General features: G+C 51.3%; 1 protein-coding gene. It reads left to right on the forward strand.

Translation table 11 applies throughout. From position 1 onward, the window contains the following. Positions 1-232: ABC transporter permease subunit (locus KVT27_RS26340; RefSeq protein ID WP_217582351.1), on the forward strand; the 232-nt coding region annotated here is incomplete at both ends.

The raw sequence follows: 232 nt of genomic DNA on the forward strand, positions 1-232 counted from the left end.
TTCGGAGATCCATTGCTGGGCTTGTTCTCCAGTGAGTTCGTGAATGCGGGCTGGTCGTTCGACAAGGTGCTGGATTTGCTGAAGCATATGATTATTCCTGTCATTGTCATCGGACTCGCCAATACGGCGGAACTGATTCGCGTTATGCGGGGGCAGATGCTCGATGAATTGAATAAACCGAATGTCGTGACGGCGAGGTCCAAAGGGGTCTCAGAGACGAAAATCCTGCTCA

This window comes from Lysinibacillus sp. GbtcB16 (assembly GCF_019091145.1).
GTDB classification, from domain to species: Bacteria; Bacillota; Bacilli; order Bacillales_A; family Planococcaceae; genus Lysinibacillus; species Lysinibacillus fusiformis.